Annotated in this window: 19 protein-coding genes and 2 tRNA genes; 8 read left to right on the forward strand and 13 right to left on the reverse strand. The window is 67.0% G+C overall.

The features are described 5' to 3' along the window. Positions 1-3: 3 nt before the first annotated feature. On the forward strand, positions 4-423 hold the full coding sequence (locus tag BAY15_RS17555; protein ID WP_068854270.1) for a DUF2752 domain-containing protein: 420 nt from the start codon (positions 4-6) through the stop codon (positions 421-423). Here the strand turns inward: BAY15_RS17555 and ampE are convergent. The 5 genes from ampE to BAY15_RS17580 form a co-directional block, all read right to left on the reverse strand. After that, positions 420-1,313: a regulatory signaling modulator protein AmpE gene (gene ampE, locus BAY15_RS17560; RefSeq protein ID WP_068854271.1), complete on the reverse strand. Its 894-nt coding sequence runs from the start codon at positions 1,311-1,313 to the stop codon at positions 420-422. The two genes, BAY15_RS17555 and ampE, sit on opposite strands and share 4 nt — an antisense overlap. A gap of 113 nt (positions 1,314-1,426) precedes the next feature. Beyond that, complete coding sequence (gene nudC / locus BAY15_RS17565) at positions 1,427-2,332, reverse strand: NAD(+) diphosphatase (protein ID WP_068854272.1); 906 nt, start codon at positions 2,330-2,332, stop codon at positions 1,427-1,429. A gap of 63 nt (positions 2,333-2,395) precedes the next feature. After that, the gene (gene erpA, locus BAY15_RS17570; protein WP_068854273.1) at positions 2,396-2,791 is read right to left on the reverse strand and encodes an iron-sulfur cluster insertion protein ErpA; all 396 of its coding nucleotides are present in this window, start codon (positions 2,789-2,791) and stop codon (positions 2,396-2,398) included. A 46-nt stretch (positions 2,792-2,837) separates the two neighbouring features. Continuing rightward, positions 2,838-3,302, reverse strand: coding sequence for a bactofilin family protein (locus BAY15_RS17575; protein ID WP_068854274.1), 465 nt, complete (start codon positions 3,300-3,302; stop codon positions 2,838-2,840). A 4-nt stretch (positions 3,303-3,306) separates the two neighbouring features. Continuing rightward, positions 3,307-4,059 (reverse strand): DUF6776 family protein, encoded by a 753-nt coding sequence (locus BAY15_RS17580; protein ID WP_068854275.1) that lies wholly within the window; start codon positions 4,057-4,059, stop codon positions 3,307-3,309. Between the two features lie 182 nt (positions 4,060-4,241). Between BAY15_RS17580 and BAY15_RS17585 the strand changes: the two genes are divergently transcribed. From BAY15_RS17585 to BAY15_RS17595, 3 genes are read left to right on the forward strand one after another with little or no spacing between them, the layout of a single operon-like run. Continuing rightward, the gene (locus BAY15_RS17585) at positions 4,242-4,865 is read left to right on the forward strand and encodes a DUF4126 domain-containing protein (RefSeq protein ID WP_068854276.1); all 624 of its coding nucleotides are present in this window, start codon (positions 4,242-4,244) and stop codon (positions 4,863-4,865) included. A gap of 24 nt (positions 4,866-4,889) precedes the next feature. Next, the gene (locus tag BAY15_RS17590; RefSeq protein ID WP_093534915.1) at positions 4,890-6,767 is read left to right on the forward strand and encodes an EAL domain-containing protein; all 1,878 of its coding nucleotides are present in this window, start codon (positions 4,890-4,892) and stop codon (positions 6,765-6,767) included. Positions 6,768-6,805: 38 nt separating this feature from the next. After that, positions 6,806-9,076 (forward strand): hybrid sensor histidine kinase/response regulator, encoded by a 2,271-nt coding sequence (locus BAY15_RS17595; RefSeq protein WP_208856154.1) that lies wholly within the window; start codon positions 6,806-6,808, stop codon positions 9,074-9,076. Position 9,077: 1 nt separating this feature from the next. Here the strand turns inward: BAY15_RS17595 and bfr are convergent, their stop codons facing one another. The 4 genes from bfr to BAY15_RS17615 all read right to left on the reverse strand — a co-directional run bounded on the left by bfr (position 9,078) and on the right by BAY15_RS17615 (position 10,214). Continuing rightward, entirely contained in the window at positions 9,078-9,548 is a 471-nt protein-coding gene (gene bfr / locus BAY15_RS17600; RefSeq protein WP_068854278.1) for a bacterioferritin, read from the reverse strand. Positions 9,549-9,632: 84 nt separating this feature from the next. Next, complete coding sequence (locus tag BAY15_RS17605) at positions 9,633-9,842, reverse strand: (2Fe-2S)-binding protein (RefSeq protein WP_068854279.1); 210 nt, start codon at positions 9,840-9,842, stop codon at positions 9,633-9,635. A gap of 171 nt (positions 9,843-10,013) precedes the next feature. Beyond that, positions 10,014-10,088 (reverse strand) — tRNA-Gln (locus tag BAY15_RS17610). Between the two features lie 49 nt (positions 10,089-10,137). Further along, a tRNA-Met gene (locus BAY15_RS17615) sits at positions 10,138-10,214 on the reverse strand. 121 nt (positions 10,215-10,335) lie between these two features. On the opposite strand from BAY15_RS17615, the gene BAY15_RS17620 reads away from it, so the two are divergent. Next, entirely contained in the window at positions 10,336-10,971 is a 636-nt protein-coding gene (locus tag BAY15_RS17620) for an RNA pyrophosphohydrolase (RefSeq protein WP_068854280.1), read from the forward strand. Positions 10,972-11,071: 100 nt separating this feature from the next. Here BAY15_RS17620 and rpsI read toward each other — a convergent pair whose 3' ends face one another. Together rpsI and rplM are read right to left on the reverse strand one after the other, a co-directional pair. Next, positions 11,072-11,464: a 30S ribosomal protein S9 gene (gene rpsI / locus BAY15_RS17625; protein WP_017354549.1), complete on the reverse strand. Its 393-nt coding sequence runs from the start codon at positions 11,462-11,464 to the stop codon at positions 11,072-11,074. Between the two features lie 2 nt (positions 11,465-11,466). Beyond that, positions 11,467-11,895 carry a 50S ribosomal protein L13 gene (rplM, locus tag BAY15_RS17630; RefSeq protein ID WP_017354548.1) on the reverse strand — a complete coding sequence of 143 codons (429 nt, stop codon included), beginning with the start codon at positions 11,893-11,895 and terminating at the stop codon, positions 11,467-11,469. Between the two features lie 182 nt (positions 11,896-12,077). Here rplM and coq7 point away from each other — a divergent pair, with 182 nt between their 5' ends. Then, positions 12,078-12,722, forward strand: coding sequence for a 2-polyprenyl-3-methyl-6-methoxy-1,4-benzoquinone monooxygenase (gene coq7 / locus BAY15_RS17635; RefSeq protein ID WP_068854844.1), 645 nt, complete (start codon positions 12,078-12,080; stop codon positions 12,720-12,722). Positions 12,723-12,724: 2 nt separating this feature from the next. Here the strand turns inward: coq7 and BAY15_RS17640 are convergent, their stop codons facing one another. Then, a complete protein-coding gene (locus tag BAY15_RS17640; protein ID WP_068854281.1) occupies positions 12,725-13,042 on the reverse strand; it encodes a DMT family transporter in 318 nt (105 codons plus the stop codon). Between the two features lie 168 nt (positions 13,043-13,210). Next, complete coding sequence (gene speD / locus BAY15_RS17645; protein ID WP_017354544.1) at positions 13,211-14,005, reverse strand: adenosylmethionine decarboxylase; 795 nt, start codon at positions 14,003-14,005, stop codon at positions 13,211-13,213. A gap of 171 nt (positions 14,006-14,176) precedes the next feature. On the opposite strand from speD, the gene crp reads away from it, so the two are divergent. Both crp and BAY15_RS17655 read left to right on the forward strand, forming a co-directional pair. Next, positions 14,177-14,842, forward strand: coding sequence for a cAMP-activated global transcriptional regulator CRP (crp, locus tag BAY15_RS17650; RefSeq protein WP_068854282.1), 666 nt, complete (start codon positions 14,177-14,179; stop codon positions 14,840-14,842). A gap of 76 nt (positions 14,843-14,918) precedes the next feature. Continuing rightward, positions 14,919-15,680 carry a sulfite exporter TauE/SafE family protein gene (locus BAY15_RS17655; RefSeq protein WP_068854283.1) on the forward strand — a complete coding sequence of 254 codons (762 nt, stop codon included), beginning with the start codon at positions 14,919-14,921 and terminating at the stop codon, positions 15,678-15,680. Positions 15,681-15,720 lie beyond the last annotated feature (40 nt).

The raw sequence follows: 15,720 nt of genomic DNA on the forward strand, positions 1-15,720 counted from the left end.
GTCATGAGCCTGCCTTCCCGTTCCACCCTGTCGCGCTGGGCGCCGCTGGCCGTCACGGCCGGGCTGGCCGTGGGCGCAACCGTAGTGCTGCGTCATGTCAGCCCGTATGCCGGGAATAGTCGGCTGCCGGGTTGCCCGCTGTATGCGTTGACCGGGTTGTACTGTCCCGGCTGTGGCAGCACCCGCTGCCTGTATTCGCTGGTCCACTTCGACTGGTCCGGCGCGATGGCGATGAATCCGCTGCTGGTGATCTCGCTGCCATTCCTGCTGTTGATGCTGCTCAACAACGCAGGCGTGCGCATGCGCGCACTGGACCCGCTGATGCGGGTGCTGGCCAATCCCACCTTCTGGCTGGTGCTGCTGGTCGGCTATGCAGTGCTGCGCAACCTGCCATGGATGCCGTTCGCGCTGTTGGCGCCCTAGGTCACCCAACCGGCGATGACCAGCAACGCAAGCGCTGCCATCCACAACAACAGCATGCGCCAGACCAGGCTCATCGCATCGCGCAGCTCCGGCAGGCGGCGCCACACCGGCACCATGCCCGCGTCGCTGTAATCGTGCGCGTCTTCGCGCAGTTCGGCACTGACACTGGCACGCGCCACGGCGCCCAGAAAATCGGTGGACGCGGCCCAACTATTGCCGTGCGCCTCGCGCCAGACCTTGAAGGCCGTGTCGAAGTTGCCCACCAGCGCCATCGACAGCGACATCAGCTGCGCCACCGGCCACTCCAGCCACGACAGCACCTGGCGTGCGCCGACCACCGTCTCCACGTCGGCCAACGAGCGCATCGGCCCCACCGCCAGCAGCGCGAGCAGGCGGTACGCCAGCGCGCCTACAGGGCCCAGCAGCAGGAACCAAAACAGCACCGCGAACCAGCGCCGCAGTGCGTTGAGTACGGTGGCTTCCACCAGCGAGGGCACGTCCTCGTGCAGGCTGCCGCCGGCGGACTGCAGCTGGCCGATAGCCGAATGCCGGGCGGGCGCGTCATCGGCGTCGATCACCGCTTCCACGTCACGGTCCAGGTCGCGCGGACCCCAGCACATCACCAGCGTGGCGATGCCCAGCAGCAGCGACGGCAACCCGAACAGACGGTCATGCAGCGCCCATTGCAGCAGGGCCAGCACCAGCACGAACGGAACCACCGCCACCAGCCAGCCGTGGCGCCCACGCCAGAAGCCGGTTTCGGCCGCGTGAGCGTCCAGCCACTGCAGCCAGCGCCGGTACCAGCCGAATCGACGCAGCGCCACGGCCGCGGCAGGCGCGACATGGCCCAGGGCCAAGGCGACCAGTACTGCGACCAGGGTGGTGAACATGGCGGCCTCCGTTCGGTTTCTGGGCGCTACTATGCCTTGGGACCCGGCAATTCCCCGGGTCACAGGTAATGTATGCCGCCCCGTGTTCAGGCAGCGGCAACGTGGTGCCCGGCTCAGCTCACCTGGCTGCGGTACCAGTGCTCGATCAGGCTGCGTGATATCGAGATCGGCGGCGACAGGCGGATGCCCACCCCATCGTCCTCGATGTCACGGGCCAGCGCCGCGCCCACTTCCTCGGCAGTGAACCAGCGCGCGTCTTCCAGCTCGCCATCCACGGTGGGCACGTCGTCTTCGGCCGTAGCGCTGAAGCCGAGCATCAGCGCGCCCGGGAACGGCCATGGCTGCGTACCGAGGTAGCGACAGCTGCGCACCCGTACTTTGCTTTCCTCAAAAACCTCGCGGACCACGGTCTGTTCCAGCGACTCGCCGGGCTCCACGAACCCGGCCAGCACCGAGTAACGGCGCGGGGCCCAGTTGGCCTGGCGGCCGAGCAGCAGGCGCCCGTTGCTTTCCACCGCCACGATCACCGCCGGGTCCACGCGCGGGTAGTGTTCGGTGCTGCACGCGACGCAGCGGCCGATGAAGCCACCCCGGGTGAAGGCCACGGCGCCGCCGCACACGCCGCAGAAGCGGGTGCGGGACTGCCAGTACGACATGCCGCGGGCATAACAGAAGGCGCTGGCATCGGCGGCCGACCAGGTGGTGGCCGATTCGCGCAGGTCCACGCGCTGGGGCGCCGGGATATCGACGGCGGCCGATTCGACCGAGAACCACGCCTGCTCGCCGCGCAGGCCGAGGAAGATGGCCGTGCCGGGGCCGCCCCCGACCTGGGCGCCGGTCAGCGCCAGCGGCTGGCCGTCGTCACCGGCCAGCGCGCGGCCATCGGGATCCAGCACCAGCACGTGCGCCTTCGGCCACAGCCGCAACAACGCATCGGCGTCGTCGCGCAGGGTATCGGCGCGTTCAAGGGGGTCGGTGGTGAAAGCAAAACCGGCAAGCGGCAAAGAGACATTGGACATCCCTGAAGCCTGCCGCGATTCAACCGGAACAGCAAGCGGTGCCGTGCCGCACCGCCATGGCGATCACATGCTGAAACTGCTGCCGCAGCCGCAGGTGGTCTTCGCGTTCGGATTGCGGATCACGAACTGCGCGCCGGTCAGGCTTTCGGTGTAATCCACTTCGGCGCCCATCAGGTACTGCAGGCTGAGCGGATCGACCAGCAGGGTGACGCCGTTGGTGTCCACGGCCAGGTCATCCTCGGCGCGGTTCTCGTCGAACTCGAAGCCGTACTGGAAGCCGGAACAGCCACCGCCCTGGATGTAGACGCGCAGGGCCAATGCATCGCTGGCCTCGTCCTGGATCAGTTCCTTGACCTTGGCCGCGGCGGCTTCGGTGAAGTTCAGGGGACGGTCCAGCGACTGGTAATTCGGCGCAGCGGCGGGGGTGGGGGCGCCGGGCAGGGAAACTAGCGTGCTCATGCACCCAGCATGGGGGTGCATGGGCACGCTTTCAAGCACCGGCCGTTCAGGCCATGGCATCGGCCAGCTTCCTGCGCGCGTTGCCGTCCTTGCCATCCTTGCGGTCGGCACTGTCGTCGGCCGGCGGCGGCAGCGCCATCTGGGCGCCACCATGGATGAGACGGCCGGTCAGCTGGGCGCCTGCGTTCATTTCCACCACCTGGTAGTGGACATTGCCGGTGACCCGGGCGCTGGGGGTCAGCTCGACCCGCTCGCTGGCATGCACGTCGCCATCCAGGCGGCCACTGAGCACCACCACGTGGGCGCGGATCTCGCCTTCGATGCTGCCCTGCTCGGCCAGCGTGAGGGTGGCCGTGGTCGCGCCTTCCTGGGCGATCACCTTGCCCAGGATGGTGCCTTCCACATACAGGCCACCGCTGAATTCCACGTCTCCCCGGATCACCACCTGCGCGCCGATCAGCGCGTCCACGACCAGATGCCCGTCGCGGTTGGATTTGTTGCTGCCAAACATGGGCTTACTCCCCTTCTTTTGCCGTTGCTGCAGCCGGTGCTCCGGACTGCTTCCAGTCGAATACCTGGGTGGCGCCCCCTGCGCCGCTTCCCAGCGTGACCCGCACACGTTGCGGGGTGAAGTCCTTGGGCAACATGACGCTGCCGGTGAGCTGCTGGAAGTACCGGAAGGAATACTCCTGGCCCGGCACCTTGGTGCGCTGGTGCAGCTCGTCCCAGCTGACCGAGGTCAACTTGCCGTCCTTGACGCCTTCAACCGTAAACCGCATCTGGCCCTGGCTGATCGCGCCACGGTTGAGGTTCTGGGTCAGCACTACGGCGTACTGCCAGGTGCCCGCCGTTTCCGGCGAAAATTCAATGGAATGGGTGTTCAGGCCCTTGCGCTGGCTGGTGGACCCGACCAGGCGTTCGTAGAAGGCCACGTCGGCACGCAGGCCGGCGATTTCCTCGTCGCGCTCGCCCAGCGAGGTCTGCACCTCGTTGTTGGCCGCGCGGCTGATCCGGTCCGACGCCTGCAGGGTGGCCTGGGTCTGCTGCAGTTCCACCACCTGCTTCTGCAGCGTTTCGGCACGCGCTTGGGCGGCGTCCAGCTGGCGGCCGGCGTCACCGCCGGGGCCGGCGGTCCAGCGCCCCAGCAGCGCGGCCAGGACCAGGCTGGCCAGCCAGATGCCGGCCAGGATCAGCAGCCGGCGGCGATCGGGCGCCACCGGGGTTCCGGGGCGGCGGATCTGGATGCGGGAAGGTGTCGGGTTGTTCATGGCGAATACGGCGGCACCGCAGCTTGGGCGATACCGACACGGCCCCTGTCGGGAAGAGCGACTGCTTAGTGTAAGTCAGGGTTGGCACATTTTTCGCCCCTGACCCCCTGCGGGGCAGTAGCGTTCAGGGACGTCATCCCCGATAGTGTGGGCCTGTGCACACTTTCGCCGGAGCGCCTGCCATGACCGAGGCCCACCTGTTCGTGATCGGCATCCTGCTGGCCTGGCTGGCCGGCATCCGCGTGTACCTCACGGTGTTCGGGGTGGGCCTGGCCGGCATGCTGGGCTGGGTCGAGCTGCCGCCGGCGCTGCAGGCGACCGAGTCCTGGTGGGTGCTGGGCACCTCGGCCGCGCTGGCCATCACCGAATTCTTCGCCGACAAGATCCCCGGGGTGGACTCGGCCTGGGACCTGGTGCAGACCCTGGCCCGGGTACCGGCGGGTGCCTTCCTGGCTGCAGCCACGCTCTCGCCCACGGGCGAACTCAGCACCACGGCGCTGGCCGCAGGTGCCGGCGTGGCCCTGGCCAGCCATGGCCTGAAATCGGGTACCCGCGCCCTGCTCAATACCTCGCCCGAACCGGCCAGCAACTGGGTCGCCTCGGCCGCGGAAGACACGGTGGTGGTGGGCGGCCTGGCATTGGCGCTGGCGCACCCGTGGCTGGCATTGATCGTCGTGGTGGCCTGCAGCCTGGTGGGCGCGCTGGTGGTCTGGCTGGTCTGGCGCACCCTTTGGAAGGGCATGCGCTGGCTGTTGCGGCAACCGGCGGGCAAGCCCGGGGCACTGGCCGACCGCGATGCCGCATAATCGCGCCGCAGACTGGGAGTACTGATGGCCGTCCAAGACAACGCTGTTGCATCCACCCGCGCCACCCGCGCCGAAACCCCGCCCGCCGATCATTGGCAGCGCTGGGCCAGCGCCGACGCGCCCGCCGTGGCGCCCGCGCCCAGCAACGTGGTGCCGCTCAACGCTGCCGCCGCCGCTGCCGTGTCCACCCCGCCGGTGCTGCCGCCATCGCAGTGGCAGCAGGACGATGCCACTACGCCACCGCTGGGCAGCGAGGCGCCCTACCGTGTGCTGATCGTCGAAGACGACCGCTCGCAGGCCCTGTTCGCACAGAGCGTGCTGCATGGCGCCGGCATGGAAGCGATCGTGCACAGCGACGCCGAAGGCGTGCAGCAGGTGATCAACGAACAGCGCCCGGACCTGATCCTGATGGACCTGCACCTGCCGGGCCTGGATGGCATGCGCCTGACCGCGCTGATCCGCCAGCAGCCCGGCCAGCAGCTGCTGCCGATCGTATTCCTCAGCGGCGACCCGGACCCGGAGCGCCAGTTCGAAGTGCTCGACAGCGGCGCCGACGATTTCCTCAGCAAGCCGATCCGCCCGCGCCACCTGATTGCCGCCGTCTCCAACCGCATCCGCCGCGCCCGCGCGCAGGCGGCGCTGCAGCCGGGTGCGCAGGGCGCGCCGGCCATGAACAACCCGGAGACCGGCCTGCCGACCCGCCACCACGTGATGCATCAGCTCGGCGCGGCGCTGGCGCACGGCGAGCATGGCGGCCTGTTTTTCATCGAGGTGGCCAGCGCACTGGGGCTGCGCGAACGCTACGGCTATGCCGCGTTCGAACGGCTGATGGTGCAGGCCGCGCAGCGGCTGGCCGACAACGCACACCCGCACCTGCTGGCGCGCCTGAACGACAACAGCTTCCTCGTCGTGGCGCGTGGCCTGGACGAGGAATCACTGGACGCGATGGCGCACCAGCTGCGCGATGAACTGTCCGCGCGCTCGTTCGTGATCCGCGATGAGGAATCGGTGCACCTGCGCGGCGTGGTCGGGCATGCACAACTCTCCGGTGGCTTTGGCGATGCCGGCACGGCGCTGGAAGCGGTGGAGCGCACCACGCTGCAGGCGCGGCTGCTGCCCTCCGGCGTGGCCGCGCACGTGCGGCGCGAGGACATCGCCGCGCAGGAACACCTGGCCATGCTCGAAGGCCAGCTGGAACCGGCCTACCAGCCGATCGTGGCGGTGGCCGGTGGCAATACCGCCCAGTACCAGGTGCTGCTGCGCCTGCGCCAGGCCGATGGCAGCGTACTCAACGCGGGCCAGGTGATCCCCGCTGCGGAAGCGGCCGGTCGCATCGCCGACCTCGACCAGCAGGTGCTGGACCATGCGCTGGGCCTGCTCGATCTGTACCGGCACGCCACCCAGCCACTGAGCCTGTTCGTGTCGCAGTCGCTGCGCACCCTGGCCCGCGATGCTTTCGCCGACTGGTTGCTGGAAACGCTGCAGCAGCGTGGACTGCCGGGCAGCGCGCTGGTCATTGACGTGCGCCTGCCCGACGCACTGATCCACACCGTCACCCTGCAGCAGTTCTGCTCGCGCATGAGCGCGGCCGGGGTGCGCTTCTGCCTGAGCCAGTTCGAGCCCAGCGGTGAAGCCAATGCCCTGCTTGGCCAGCTGCCGCTGGCATTCGTGCGCATGGCCGCCCGTTTCTCGAGCAGCCATGCCAACCAGCAGACCCGCGATGAACTGCGTGGCGCGATCGATGCCGCGCACCGTGCCGGGGCACAGATCATCGGCCAGCAGATCGAAGACCCGCAGGCCGCAGCGGCGATGTGGATGGGCGGGGTCGATTTCATCCAGGGCAACATGGTGCAGTCGGCCGGGAGCGAGCTGAACTTCGACTTCCACACCGCGGTGCTCTGAGCATGACGGCCCAAGGACGGGTTCCCTTCGCACTGTGGCTGGCGGCGATCGCGGCCGCCCTTGCCGCTACCGCCAGCGGCATGGCCGCCGCCGGCGCCAACGGCCCATGGCCGGTCATTGCCGCTGCCACCGCCGCAGTGGCGCTGATCGCCGCGCTGGTCGGCGTGAGCCGCTGGCGCGAGGTGCAGGCGCAGCTGGCCCTGGGGCAGCGCCGCCACGAGGCGCTGGCCGTTGAGCGCGACCACCTGCAGCGCGCCATGCAGCAGCAGGACATGCTGGAACAGGAGCTGCTGCAGGCCAAGCAGGCGGCCGAGGCCGCCGCGCTGGCCAAGGGCGAGTTCCTGGCCACCATGAGCCACGAGATCCGCACGCCGCTCAACGGCATCCTGCCGATGCTGGACCTTATCGCGCGCGGCCAGCTGGGCACCGACCAGCGGCAGATGCTGCAGACCGCCACGGTCAGTTCGCAGCAGCTGCTGCGCATCGTCGATGACATCCTGGATTACTCCCGGCTGGAGGCCAAAGGCCTGGACCTGGAGATCACGACGTTCAACCTGCGCGAGCTGCTGGAGGGCATCGTCCAGCTCATGCAGCGCAGCGCTGAAGCCAAGGGCCTGGCGGTGTCGCTGGAACTGGACCCCGCCGTGCGCCTGTCGGTGCGCGGCGACCCGGTGCGGCTGCGCCAGGTGCTGGGCAACCTGATGGTGAACGCCATCAAGTTCACCGAGCGCGGCCAGATCCGCCTGCGCGTGACCCGCCAGGGCGAGACCGCCAGCCAGCACCAGCTGCGCTTCGAAGTCATCGACACCGGCATCGGCATCGACGGCACCCTGCAGGCGCGCCTGTTCCAGTCCTTCAGCCAGGCCGATGCCTCCACCACGCGCATCTACGGCGGCACCGGCCTGGGCCTGGCCATCTGCAAGCGCATCATCGACCTCATGCACGGCAACATCGGGGTGAGTTCGACCCCGCGCCACGGCGCCACGTTCTGGTTCGAGATTCCGCTGCTGAAGGTCGTCGGCGACCTGCCGGCCGCGCCGCTCACCACGCGCGCCCTGCTGGTCAGCGAAGACCCGCTGCTGGTGCAACGCCTGCAGCGCGTGCTGCAGCACCACGACATCCGCCTGCACACGGTAGACAGCGCATCCGCCGCGCTGGACATCCTGCGCGCGCCGGTACGCCCGGGGATCGAGCCGGACCTTGCCTGGGTGATCGCCGACACCCATGCACTACGCCACGGCGCCACCGCCCTGCACCGCGCGGTGCTGCACGATGCCCGCACGCCCACTCCGCGCCTGCTCTGGCTGCAGGGCGACGAGCAGCTGGCCGCACTGCTGCGCGAGAACACCTGCGTGTTGCCGCGCGAGGCTGGTGACGTGGACCTGCATGCGGTGCTGCGCCCGGCAGTGGCCAGTGCGCGCCCGGCCCCCCTGCTGGCCAGCGTGGAGCCCTACAGCGGTCCGGTGGACGCGCCGCAGCTGGGCCTGCGCCTGCTGCTGGTGGAAGACAACAGCGTCAACCTGCTGGTCGCCCAGCGCCTGCTGCAGGTGCTGGGCTGCACCGTCACCACCGCCACCGATGGCGAACAGGGCCTGCTGCAGCTTCAGACCCGCGCCTTCGACCTGGTGCTGATGGACTGCCAGATGCCGGTCCTGGATGGCTACAGCGCTACCCGTCGCTGGCGTGAGCAGGAAGCGGCGGAAGGCCGCCCCCGGCTGCCGATCGTGGCGATGACCGCCAACGCGATGGCCGGCGACCGCGAGCGCTGCCTGCAGGCGGGCATGGACGATTACCTGTCCAAGCCGGTCAACCGCGAGTCGCTGCAGGCCTGCCTGCTGCGCTGGCAGCTCACGATGGAAGACAACGCCGCCGACGCGCGCAATACACCCACCCCATTGCCGCCGCCGCTGCCGCCGCTGGTCGCAGACAACGGCAATGACGACGTTTCGCCCGGGGTGCTCGACACCGGTGTGCTGGATGAGCTGCAGGAGGTGATTGGTGCGGAGACCGCCACCATCATCGCCGTGTTCCTGGAAGACACCCCGCCCTTGATCCGGCAGCTGCAGGACGCGTCGGTGGCCGCCGACCTGGAAACGCTGCGCGCGCTGGCGCACAGCCTGAAGTCGGCCAGTGCGAACGTGGGGGCGATGGCGTTGTCGGTGGCGGCACGTCGGATTGAACACGACGCCCGCGCCGGCACGCTGGAGCGCCCGGCCGTGGCCGTGGCGCTGCTGATTGCCGAATACGCGCGTGCACGGCTGGCGCTGGCCGGCTACCAGGCCGGCATCGGCGCCACGGCCGCGCGCTGAATCAGTCTTCCAGTTTGGTGAGCAGGTAGTTCGGCTCGCCGATGCGCTCGATCAGTTCCAGCTGGGTTTCCAGCCAGTCGATATGCTCTTCCTCGTTGTCGAGGATCTTCACGAACAGCTGGCGGCTGACGTAATCGCCGACCGAATCGGCATAAGCCACCGCTTCGCGCAGGGTGACGGTGCCTTCGCGCTCCAGCGCCAGGTCGCACTGCAGGATCTCGGTGGGGTTTTCGCCGATGCGCAGCTTGCCCAGCGCCTGGAAGTTCGGCAGGCCTTCAAGGAACAGGATGCGATCGGAGAGCACGTCAGCGTGCTTCATCTCCTCGATCGATTCCTTGTATTCGTGGTCGGCCAGTTCCTTCAGACCCCAGTTCTTCAGCATCTTGGCATGCAGGAAGTACTGGTTGATTGCGGTCAGCTCGTTGTAGAGGACCTTGTTGAGGAATTCGATGACCTTCGTGTCGCCTTTCATGAGCGTGCTCCTGCAGCGTGAAAACGCCGGCACTGTAACGCGTCCCCGCAGACGATGAGGGAACGCGAATCATGATCGATCGGTTTACGCGACCTGCGCCAACCCCAGGACAGGCAACGGCAGGTCGTGGGTGTTGCGGGCCTTGGCCAGCAGGTCGGCCGCCATGTCCAGGCAGGAACCGCAGGTAGCGCCGCAGCCGGTGCGCATGGTCAGCTCGGACACGCTGGCGACACCGCTCTGGGCGGCTTCGCGGATCTGGTGGTCGGTTACCCCGTTACAGATGCAGACGTACACGTGCGGACTCGGCAGGCAGGCCCGGATCGGCCTGTGCGTATTCCAATCGAAACGAGAATGGTTGTCAATTTCGTAACTGAATCATTCTCGATACGGTTCAGCGTGCCCGTTCAGCCGGCCCGGCGCGGAGCAAAAAAAAAGACCGATCTTTCGATCGGTCTCTTTCGTATTTGGCTGCCCCGGATGGATTCGAACCACCGAATGCCTGAGTCAGAGTCAGGTGCCTTACCGCTTGGCGACGGGGCAAAACGTGCGTGCAATTGTTGCACTTTCTCACTGGAAAACCAAGCGGACTTGGTGGCTATGGGTGGACTCGAACCACCGACCCCAGCATTATGAGTGCTGTGCTCTAACCGGCTGAGCTACATAGCCTTAGTGAGCCGGCAATTCTGGACATGTAAACGGAATCTGTCAACACCTTTTCACCGCGCTTGTGAGTGGGCAGCGGGCGTGTCACAGTCCTGACCAGTAGATTTTTCTAGGAGTCCGCATCGTGATCGATCCGGACGGCTATCGACCGAACGTCGGCATCGTGCTGATGCGGCAGGACGGGCAGGTGTTCTGGGCACGACGTGTGCGCCGGGATGGCTGGCAGTTCCCGCAGGGTGGCATGAACACCGACGAGACGCCTGTCGAAGCCATGTATCGCGAGTTGCATGAAGAAACCGGGCTGTTGCCAGAGCACGTCGAAGTGCTGGGTGCGACACCGGGCTGGCTGCGCTATCGCCTGCCCGCCCGTGCCATCCGTCGCAACGAGAAGCAGGTCTGCATCGGACAGAAGCAGGTCTGGTTCCTGCTGCGCCTGTCGGGCGACGAATCGCACGTGAAGCTGGACCATACCGACAGCCCCGAGTTCGACCAGTGGCGCTGGGTGGATTTCTGGTACCCGGTCGAACACGTGGTGATGTTCAAGCGCGGGGTCTATGCGCGGGCGCTGCGTCACTTGGCGCCATTGGCCCGGGGCGTGGCCGGCACCGGCGTGGAGTCGATGCCCAAGTCCGCCCAGGAGGCCTGGATGCCGGGGCACGCGGCGGGCCATGACCGCCCGCGCAAGCGCGCGCCGGCACCCAAGCGCGGCGGCGGGTACTGGCCGCGCAGCAAGGCCAAGGGTGAGCCGGGGGCGGTGTAACCGTAACCTGCCCCGCTGAAACGACAAAAGCCCGGCCAAAGCCGGGCTTTTGCTTTCCTCCCAGCGGGATCCCAAAGGATCCCACGCCAGGCGCGATGGATCAGCGCTTGGAGAACTGGGTGGCGCGACGTGCCTTGTGCAGGCCGACCTTCTTACGCTCGACTTCACGGGCGTCACGGGTCATGAAGCCAGCCTTGCGCAGCTCGGACTTCAGGGTTTCGTCGTACTCGACCAGCGCGCGGGCGATGCCCAGGCGGATCGCACCGGCCTGGCCGGTGGTGCCGCCGCCAGCGGCGGTGACCATGATGTCGAACGATTCGGTGTTCTTGGTCAGTTCCAGCGGCTGACGCACGATCATGCGTGCGGTTTCACGGCCAAAGAACTCGTCCAGCGGACGGCCATTGACGGTGATGTTGCCGGCGCCCTTGCGCAGGAACACGCGGGCGGTGGAGGACTTGCGGCGGCCGGTGCCGTAGTTTTGAGTGATAGCCATGATTAGATATCCAGAACCTGGGGCTGCTGAGCGGCGTGCGGGTGCTCGGAACCCGAGTACACCTTGAGCTTGCGGTACATGGCGCGGCCCAGCGGGCCCTTCGGCAGCATGCCCTTGACGGCGGTTTCGATGACGCGCTCCGGGTGGCGCTCCAGCGCCTGGGCCAGAGTTTCGGTCTTCAGGTTGCCGATGTAGCCAGTGAAGCGGTGGTACAGCTTGTCCTGCAGCTTGTTGCCGGTGACGGCAATCTTTTCTGCATTGATGACAACCAGGTAATCACCGGTATCAACGTGAGGGGTGTAGACCGGCTTGTGCTTGCCGCGCAGACGGCGGGCCAGCTCGGTGGACAGACGGCCCAGCGTCTTGCCGGAGGCGTCGACGAGATACCAGTCGCGCTGGACGGTCTCGGACTTTGCAGTGAAAGTGCTCATGAAAGAACTCAGGTAGGTCGGGCTCATTGCGGCCATGGAGCGGCCGGAACTCTGCCACGCGTTGTGAAGAGGCGGGATTGTACTGGCCATTTGGCCCACATGCAAATCGACCGGCGGCATGGCTTGGCAGACCGGCGCCGGGGGGCGAGAATCGATGATCCCCCGCCGCGATGCCCGACCGCATGACCGCGCTCCGCCAGATCACCCCGCTCGACCACCTGCTGACCGAGGCCCAGCGCGCCCTGGACACGGTATTCGGCAACCCGCCGGCCAGCCGCCCGTACCCGGCCGAGGCGACCCCGGACGCACCGATGCCCGCCCCGGCCCGCCGCCACGCGGCCGGCCTGATGCGGATCAACCATGTCGGCGAGGTCTGCGCGCAGGGCCTGTACTTCGGCCAGGCCGCGGTGGCCCGCGAGCCGGAAACCCGTGCCCACCTGCTCGAGGCGGCCCAGGAAGAGACCGACCACCTGGCCTGGTGCGCCCAGCGCCTGCGCGAGCTGGACAGCCGGCCCAGCCTGTTCAACCCGATCTGGTACGCCGGCAGCTATACCATCGGCACCCTGGCCGGGCTGCGCGGGGATGGCTGGAACCTGGGCTTCGTGGTGGAAACCGAGCGCCAGGTGGAAGCCCACCTGGACGAGCACCTGGACACCCTGCCCCCGGTCGACCAGCGCAGCCGCGAGATCCTGAAGGTGATGAAGATCGACGAAGCCCGCCACGCCGACCACGCCGAGCATGCCGGCGCGCGGAGGCTGCCGCCGCCGATCCCGGGCGTGATGGCGCTGGCCTCCAAGGTCATGAAGACCATCGCGTACCGGCTTTAAGGTCAGCCCGAGACGAGTTTCAGCCCGATCACCCCGGCCACGATCAGCCCGATGCAGGCCAGGCGCGGCGCCGAAGCGCTGTCGCCGAACAGGAAGATGCCCAGCGTGGCCACGCCCAGGGCGCCGATGCCGGTCCAGATCGCGTAGGCGGTGCCCACCGGGATGGATTTCATCGCCTGGCTCATCAGGTACAGGCTGACCAGTGCCGCGCCGACCGTGGCGAGCGTGGGCAGCGGCTTGCTGAAGCCGTCCGAATATTTCATTCCGATCGCAAAGCCGATTTCAAAGATGCCGGCCAGCAGCAGGTAGATCCAGGGCATGGGTGCCTCCTAAACAAAAACAAAACGGCCCGGTGTCTTCACACCGGACCGTCGTCGGTAGCTTGCCGTGGAACATTACTTCTGCGCAAAACAGATGTTCCACAGGGCGGGGCGTCCCGCCTTGTGCAGCACCACCCGGGCCATGGCCCGGGCGGGTGTCGCGTGGTGTTACTCGGACAGGTTGCGGCCGTGGAACAGCTCTTCGATCTCGCGCTTGAGCAGCGCTTCGATCTTCATGCGTTCCTTGAACGAGATGTTCTTGGCCTTTTCCTCGAACAGGTACTGGTCCAGGTCGAAGTCCTTCAGGTGCATCTTCGTGTGGAAGATGTTTTCCTGGTAGACGTTGACGTCGAACATCTCGTAACGCGACTTGATGTTCTTGGCCAGGAAGTTCTGGATCGAGTTGATCTTGTGATCGATGTAATGCTTCTTGCCCTTCACGTCACGGGTGAAGCCACGGACGCGGTAGTCCATGATCACGATGTCCGATTCCAGGCTCTCGATCAGGTAGTTCAGCGCCTTCAGCGGCGAAATCACGCCACAGGTAGCCACATCGATGTCCGCGCGGAACGTCGCGATGCCTTCCTGCGGGTGGGTTTCGGGGTAGGTATGGACGGTGATGTGGCTCTTGTCCATGTGCGCTACCACGGCATCGGAGATCAACTCCTTGCCCGCCAGCTTCTTGTCGATCACCGGCTCTTCGGAGATCAGGATCGTCACCGACGCGCCCTGCGGATCGTAATCCTGGCGCGCGACATTGAGGATGTTGGCGCCGATGATCTCGGCGACATCGGTCAAGATTTGAGTCAGCCTATCGGCGTTGTACTCTTCATCGATGTATTCAATGTAACGCTGACGCTCCTCTTCGGTGCGGGCGTAACACACGTCATAGATGTTGAAGCTCAGCGCCTTGGTGAGGTTGTTGAAACCCTGCAACCTCAGGCGAGGCAACGGCTTGACCACGGCGGTCGATCCTGTGTGTGGTGGGAAAGGATCAATTATGGGGCAAAGTGATCGGGGGCGAAACTTGCATTGAAACAAGTTGCTGTGTTGGGGTTTGCCCTTCACAACCCTGATCGTTAAGCTCGCGGCACATAGCCGTGAATTGTTCATGAGCAAAGGGAGCGCCTCAACGTGTCATCTGTGCGCCTTGCCACAAGTCCATTGGCCCTGGACATCGCCACCATTGACCGCTTTCTGGCCCACAGCCACCGACGCCGCTACCCGGCCCGCACGGACGTTTTCCGCCCCGGCGACCCCGCCGGCACCCTGTATTACGTGATCAGCGGCTCCGTTTCCATAATTGCTGAAGAAGAAGACGACCGCGAACTGGTCCTGGGCTACTTCGGCTCCGGGGAGTTCGTCGGCGAGATGGGCCTGTTCGTGGAAACCGACCGCCGCGAGGTGATCCTGCGCACCCGGACCCCCTGCGAGCTGGCCGAGATCAGCTACGAGCGGCTGCACCAGCTGTTCCTTGGCCCGCTGTCCACCGATGCCCCGCGCCTGCTGTACGCACTGGGCCAGCAGGTCTCCAAGCGCCTGCTCGATACCAGCCGCAAGGCCAGCCGCCTGGCGTTCCTGGATGTCACCGACCGCATCGTGCGAACCCTGCATGACCTGTCCCGCGAACCGGAGGCCATGAGCCACCCGCAGGGCACCCAGCTGCGCGTGTCGCGCCAGGAGCTGGCCCGCCTGGTCGGCTGCTCGCGTGAAATGGCCGGCCGCGTGCTGAAGAAGCTGCAGAGCGATGGGCTGCTGCATGCGCGGGGCAAGACGGTCGTCCTGTACGGCACCCGATGACGCCGGATGCCGGCCACCGGCCGGCGCCAACGTCGGCATGACAGCGCCTTTCACGCGCTGCCGCTAGGCTGACGGCATGGCACCTGGCAGCGAATTCTACTGGTTCATCCTGATCGGGCTTGGCGCGCAGCTGGTGGACGGCGCGCTCGGCATGGCCTTCGGGCTCGTCTCATCGTCGGTCATGCTCAGCATGGGCCTGCCGCCGGCGGCGGTCAGCGCAAGCGTGCACACCGCAGAGGTGTTCACGACAGGCGCCTCGGGTGTTTCGCACCTGGTGGCCGGCAACGTGGACAAGCGGTTGTTCCTGCGCCTGGCCCTGCCCGGCGCGGTCGGCGGCTTGCTGGGCGCCTATGTGCTGACCCAGCTGCCCGGTGATGCGATCCGCCCCTTCATCTACGGCTACCTGCTGATCCTGGCGGTCTTCATCCTGCTGCGCGCAGCCGGAAAGCTGGTGCCGCGCCAGGAAGTGAAGCGGGTGCCGGTGCTGGGCTTCGTCGCCGGGCTGCTGGACGCCAGCGGCGGCGGCGGCTGGGGTCCGGTGGCCACCTCCACCCTGCTCGCCCGGGGCGGCCAGGCCCGGACCACCATCGGCACGGTCAACGCGGCCGAGTTCGTGGTGACCCTGGCGGTGTCGATCACCTTCCTGCTCTCGATGGGCCTGCAGTACCTGAACATCGTGGCCGGCCTGCTGATCGGCGGCATGATGGCCGCCCCGCTGGCCGCGGTGCTGGTGAAGCGGGTCAAGGAACGCTGGGTGCTGGTGGCCGTAGGCGTGCTGGTGCTGTCGATCAGCCTGTTCCAGATCAGCGGCGCGGTGCGCGGCTGGCTGGCGGGGTAAAGCGCGGCGCCGTGCGACGCCGGTAGGTATCGACCGTTGG

It is taken from the genome of Stenotrophomonas rhizophila, from assembly GCF_001704155.1.
In the GTDB taxonomy this organism is placed as follows: Bacteria; Pseudomonadota; Gammaproteobacteria; order Xanthomonadales; family Xanthomonadaceae; genus Stenotrophomonas; species Stenotrophomonas rhizophila_A.